3 protein-coding genes and 2 pseudogenes are annotated in these 6,056 nt (G+C 64.8%); 3 read left to right on the plus strand and 2 right to left on the minus strand.

Annotation, left to right across the window (positions count from 1 at the left end):
* Positions 1-1,501: acyl-CoA dehydrogenase family protein (locus tag PSTU_RS20305; protein ID WP_019339379.1), on the plus strand; the 1,501-nt coding region annotated here is incomplete at its 5' end.
* A gap of 247 nt (positions 1,502-1,748) precedes the next feature.
* Here PSTU_RS20305 and PSTU_RS0102025 read toward each other — a convergent pair.
* On the minus strand, positions 1,749-2,699 hold the full coding sequence (locus PSTU_RS0102025) for a threonine dehydratase (RefSeq protein WP_019339380.1): 951 nt from the start codon (positions 2,697-2,699) through the stop codon (positions 1,749-1,751).
* A gap of 80 nt (positions 2,700-2,779) precedes the next feature.
* On the opposite strand from PSTU_RS0102025, the pseudogene PSTU_RS20310 reads away from it, so the two are divergent.
* Both PSTU_RS20310 and amn read left to right on the plus strand, forming a co-directional pair.
* Positions 2,780-4,180: pseudogene (locus PSTU_RS20310) on the plus strand (PLP-dependent aminotransferase family protein).
* A gap of 15 nt (positions 4,181-4,195) precedes the next feature.
* Complete coding sequence (gene amn / locus PSTU_RS0102035; RefSeq protein ID WP_019339381.1) at positions 4,196-5,668, plus strand: AMP nucleosidase; 1,473 nt, start codon at positions 4,196-4,198, stop codon at positions 5,666-5,668.
* A gap of 40 nt (positions 5,669-5,708) precedes the next feature.
* Here the strand turns inward: amn and PSTU_RS0102040 are convergent.
* A pseudogene (locus tag PSTU_RS0102040) lies at positions 5,709-6,056 on the minus strand (PQQ-binding-like beta-propeller repeat protein); the annotation flags it as partial.

Raw genomic sequence — 6,056 nt, forward strand, 5'->3', positions numbered from 1 at the left:
GGGCGCCCTGGCCGGCGGCCCGCTGATGGCCGCCGGGTTTCTGGCCAACGAAAACAAGCCGGTATTCAAAAGCCACGACCGCTACGGGCACCGCATCGACCTGGTGGAGTTTCATCCGGCATATCACGAGCTGATGAGCGCCGCGATCGCGCATGGCATCCCGTCGCTGCCCTGGACCGATCCGCAAGCCGGTGCCCAGGTGGCGCGCGCGGGATTGATGTACCTGCACAACCAGGCTGAATCGGGCAGCAGCTGCCCGCTGACCATGACCTACGCCAGCGTGCCTGCGCTACGGCAGCAGCCCGGCATTGCCGACGCCTGGTTGCCAAAGATCCTCAGCCTCGAATACGACCCGCGCAACCTGCCGATGGAGCAGAAAAGCGGCGTAACCATCGGCATGGCGATGACCGAGAAACAAGGCGGCACCGACGTCCGCGCCAACACCACCCGCGCGCACGCGGTCGGCGCTGTCGGTCCCGGCCAGCCGTATGAACTGGTCGGGCACAAGTGGTTCTGCTCGGCGCCGATGTGCGACGCCTTTCTGACCCTGGCGCAGACCGACAACGGCCTGTCCTGCTTCCTGCTGCCCCGACATCGCCCAGACGGCAGCCGCAATCAGTTCTATATCCAACGGCTGAAGAACAAACTGGGCAACTGGTCCAACGCCTCCAGCGAGGTCGAATATCGCGGTGCGCTGGCCTGGATGATTGGCGAGGAAGGCCGCGGTGTGCCGACCATCATCGAAATGGTTTCCTCGACCCGCTTCGACTGCATGATCGGCTCCAGCTCCCTGATGCGTCAGGCACTGACCCAGGCCCTGCACCACTGCACGCACCGACAGGTGGGCGGTCGTGCCCTGATCGAACAGCCACTGATGCAGAACGTGCTCGCTGACCTGGCGCTGGAGAGCGAGGCGGCACTCGCGCTAACCATGCGCATGGGTCGCGCGCTGGACCACCCGTTCGACGAGCAGGAAGAGAAGTTCGCCCGGCTGGTGACGGCGATCGGCAAATACTGGATCTGCAAACGCGCCCCGGAAATGATCGCCGAGGCGAGTGAATGTCTGGGCGGTGCCGGTTACGTCGAGGACACCATCCTGCCGCGGCTCTACCGTGAGGCGCCTGTCAATTCGATCTGGGAAGGCTCGGGTAACGTGCAATGCCTGGACGTGCTGCGCGCTCTATCGAAGGAGCCCGGCGTTAGCGACGTACTGTTCGCCGAACTGGGCGATGGCCATGGCGATGTGCGCTTGAAGCGCCATATCGACGGGCTGCAAACCGCTTTTGCCGATAAAGACGACATCCAGTACCGCGCCCGCCAGCTGACTGAGGACGTCGCCATCGCGCTGCAGGCCAAATTGCTGCTGGAAGCGGGTAACGAGGCAGTGTCGGATGCCTTCATCGCCAGCCGCCTGGAGGGCTGCGGCCGGGCCTTCGGCACACTCCCACGCGGTCTCGACATCAGTGCGCTGTTGGCGCGTAGCGCACCTTTTCTTGACTAAGCCGCGCGGCTTAGCGCATCCGGTTCTAGATGCTAATTCCGTAGGGGCGTGTGGTCGGTCCGTAGCAGCAACTCAACACTGGGGAGAGCAGGTGGTTGATGATATGTACGGATTTCTAAACACATCGAAGGCGGTCAGCCACATCGCGCAAAATCGCCACTCCGAGGGGATGCTTACTCGCGACTGTGCTTCAGCTGGCTTGCGGGCGCTAATGTCAGTGCGTTGCAGCTCTTGACGCCTTCGTGTGTTAGGCCAGTATCCCCGCTAACACCTCGCGGTCGATGTTCGCTCCGCTGAGTACCACGGCAATCCGCTCGCCACGGTTGCGCTCGCGCTCCTGCATCGCGGCTGCCAGTGCGGCGGCGCCGGCGCCTTCGGCGAGGTTATGGGTGTCTTCGTGGTAGGCGACAATGGCTTGGCGGATCTCGGTATCGTCGACCCGTACGATGCGTGCGGCGCCGTTGCGGATGATCTCCAGCGCTTCCGGCGCCGGCATTCGGCAGGCCATGCCGTCAGCAAAGGTGTCGGCCGTTTCGGTGGTGACGATGCGACCCTGTTCGAAGCTCTGCGCGTAGGCATCGGCCGCGCTCGACACCACGCCGATGATTTCAGTATCCAGCCCCAGCAGATCGCGGGTGCGGATCATCCCGCAAATCCCCGAGCCGAGTCCGATGGGCACGTAGACCCTACGGACATCCGGCAGCGCTTCGAGCAATTCCAGCGCATAGGTGGCGACGCCTCTGATCAGGTCCGGATGCAGGGACGGGACAAGATGCCAGCCGTTGGCTTCGGCCAGTTCCGCTGCGCGCTGGCGGGCGGTATCGAAGTCGTGGCCATATTCGACGACTTCGGCGCCGCAGGCGCGCATGGCGGCATTTTTTTCAGCGGAATTGCCCTCCGGCACCAGGATCTGCAGCGACAAGCCTGCCGTGCGTGCGGCCATTGCCATGCTAATGCCGTGATTGCCGCGGGTTGCGGTAATCAGCCCCGGCAGGTGCGGCTCTCGCTTGATCAGCTCGTGCACATAGAACAGGCCACCACGCACCTTGAAGGCGCCAGCTGGCGTATGGTTCTCATGCTTGACCCACACCTCACAGCCAAGCCGCTCGGCCAGCAGCGGCCAAGCGTATTGAGGGGTCGGCGGTACGCTCCGGTGAATCAGTTCGGCTGCCTGACGCAGTTGCTGTAGATCGAACATCGAAGTCTCCTGGGCGGGTTTGACCTCGATCCTAGGCGGCGGGCATTGTATGGGTAAATCTTTATATTGCATGGCCAACAATGTGGTTACCAATCTCGATTCGGATGATCAGCCGCGCTACCTGGCGCTGGTCGACGCCATTGCCGGGGCCATTGCCCGTGGCGAGCTGAAGCCGGGCGACCGGTTGCCACCGCAGCGGCGTCTGGCCTGGGCGCTCGGCCTCAATCCGAGTACGGCCATGCAGGCCTACCGCGAAGCGGCGCGCCGGCATCTGGTGGGCGGTGAGGTCGGTCGCGGTACCTATGTGCTGGCCAGCAGCCGCGAGGCCAGCCTGTTCCGGCTGAAAACGCCGGAGGCGCACCCGGAGCTAGTCGACCTGTCGACCAACCTTCCGGTGCTCGATCCAGACGATGACGACCTGCAGCGCAGCATGACGGCCTTGTGCGCGACGGGGGAACTGGCGAGCCTGCAGGGTTACCCCTCGGCGCGCAGTCTGCAGCGTGGCCAGCTGGCGGTCAGCAGCTGGTTGCGCGGAAGAGCGCTTGAGATCCCGCCGCAGCAGATCATGCTTTGTGCCGGGGCGCAGCAGGGGGTGTTCGCCGCGCTGATTGGCTTGTGCGAGCCCGGTGAACCGGTGCTGGTCGAAGCCCTGACCTCGCCAGGCATCAAGGCCGCCGGGCGCCAATTGCGGCTGCCGCTGCACAGGGTGGCGATGGATGCCTTCGGCATCCTGCCGGACGATCTTGATCGTCTGGCCCGAGCCACCTCGGCGCGCGTGGCCGTGCTGACGCCCTGCATGCAAAACCCGACCGCCGTCAGCATGGATGAACAGCGCCGCGAAGCCATTGCCGCCGTGGCGCGTCGGCGCGGCTTGCTGATCATCGAGGACGATATCTACGGCGCGCTGGGCGACGAGCCTCCGCTGGCTGCGGCATTGCCCGATCGCACCTTGCTGATCAGTAGCCTGTCGAAGACGGTGGCGCCCGGCCTGCGGCTGGGTTTCATTGCCGGACCGGAGGAGTGGCTGTCGCGCATCGACCCGGAAAGGCAGGCGACCAGTTGGGCCTTGTCGACGCTGTGCCTGCGGATCGGCTGCGAATGGCTCGAAGACGGCACTGCGGCGCGTCGGCTGGTCTGGCAGCGCGAACAGATGACCCGCCGCTGGCGGCTGGCGCAGAAACTGCTTGGTGCTGCCTCGCCATATGCCGCGCCGCATCTGTGGCTCGAACGGGCGAAGGATAAGGATCTGTCAGTGCTGTGCCGCGAAGCCGGAATCGAAGCGGCAACGGCGGAGGCCTTCGCGGTAGGTCATGACGCGCCCAACGCGCTGCGGCTGAGCCTGACCGCGGCGCCCAGCCTCGCGGTATTGAAAGCGCGGCTGGAGGCACTGGCGCTGCGAGTTGCTGCGGCTGATCGATGGCCGTAGCGATCCGGTGCTACCGCTGTCATCGAACAGCAGGCAAGATGTTTTCAACGAATGAACAAGGAAACCCACCATGAATCCAGCAGGCGAGAATTTTCGCATTGCCACCAGCGCTGAAGCGGCCGTGGACCACCTTGCCGAGCTGCATCAGCAGGCCACCCGCGCCTTGAACCAGGCGCTGAAGCGTTACGTGGCGTCGCGTCAGGAGCCGGATGCGACCGAGCGGGCGATGTTCCGTTACCCCGAATTGCGCCTGACCTACGAATGCCACGGCGAAGTGCCGGCCTCGACCCGTGCCTACGCCAAGGTGCAGGCGCCAGGCGTCTACAGTGTGACCGTGACCCATCCGGCGTCGTTTCGCAGCTATCTGCTTGACCAGCTGCAGCCGTTGATTACCGATTTCGGCGTCACGGTCGAGGTCGGCATCAGCGAGCGCAACATTCCCTATCCGTACGTGATCGAGCAGGGCGATGAACTGGCTGGCACCGGCGTGACCGCCGCAGAGCTGGCGCGCGTGTTCCCCAGTACCGATCTGTCCGCCGCTACCGATGACATCGCCGACGGCCTCTACGACTGGGAACATGCCGACCCCTATCCGCTGGCGCTGTTCGATGGTGCGCGGGTGGATTTCTCGCTGCGCAGGCTGGTGCATTACACCGGTAGCGATTGGCGCCACGTGCAGCCGTGGATTCTGCTGACCAACTACCACCGCTATGTTGACCAGTTCATCCGCCACGGCCTCGACATGCTGCGCGACGACACCCGCTTCGTGCGCATGGTGCTGCCGGGCAACATCATCATCGAGCGCGGCATGGAGGAGGGCGAAGCCCAGTCGATCATCGGTGGTGTGCTCTGGCACCGCTACCAGATGCCGGCCTATCACCTCCAGGCGGCCGATGGCGATGGCGTTACCCTGGTCAACATCGGCGTCGGCCCTTCGAACGCCAAGAACATCACCGATCACCTGGCCGTGCTGCGTCCGCACTGCTGGCTGATGATCGGCCACTGCGGCGGCCTGCGGCAGTCGCAATCCATCGGTGACTACGTGCTGGCCCACGCCTACATGCGCCGCGACGGCATCCTCGACCGGGTGTTGCCGCCGCACATCCCGCTACCCGCGTTGGCCGAAGTGCAGCAGGCACTGCAGGAAGCTGCCGCGCAGGTCACCGGCGACAAGGGCGAGGCGCTGAAGAAGCGGTTGCGCACCGGCACCGTGCTGACCTACGACGACCGCAACTGGGAGCTGCGCTGGGCGCAGGAACGGCCGCTGATCAACCTTTCGCGCGCCGTGGCGGTGGACATGGAAAGCGGCACCATCGCCGCCCAGGGCTATCGTTTGCGGGTGCCCTACGGCACCTTGCTTTGCGTTTCCGACAAGCCGCTGCACAGCGAGATCAAGCTGCCGGGTTCGGCCAATGCCTTCTATGAGCGCGCCGTGACCCAGCACCTGAAGATCGGTATCGCCGCGCTCGACCTGTTGCGCAACCAGCTCAATTCGCTGCATTCGCGCAAGCTGCGCAGCTTCGACGAGCCGCCGTTCCGTTGATAGCCGGGCCGGCACCCGTCCTTGGGGCCGGTCACTCAGGCTAGTCCTTCAGGAAGTCGGGTAGCTTCGGATCGCCTTTGGCTGGCAGGCTGTAGGCGACCACGTAGTCGCCCGGTGGCGTTTCCATGAAGTGGTGCCCGCCAGCGACGATCACGAGGTATTGACGGCCATTGACCTCGTAGGTCATGGGCGTTGCCTGGCCCCCGGCTGGCAGCACGTCCTGCCAGACGACCTCGCCGGTGTCGATATCAATGGCGCGGATCAGGTTGTCCGTTGCCGCAGCGATGAAAATCAGCCCGCCGGCGGTGATCACCGGGCCGCCGTTGTTCGGTGTCCCGACGGTGACCGGCAGGTGCGACGGTATGCCGAACGGGCCGTTGCGCCGAGC

Source organism: Stutzerimonas stutzeri SDM-LAC (assembly GCF_000235745.1).
GTDB lineage: Bacteria > Pseudomonadota > Gammaproteobacteria > Pseudomonadales > Pseudomonadaceae > Stutzerimonas > Stutzerimonas stutzeri_H.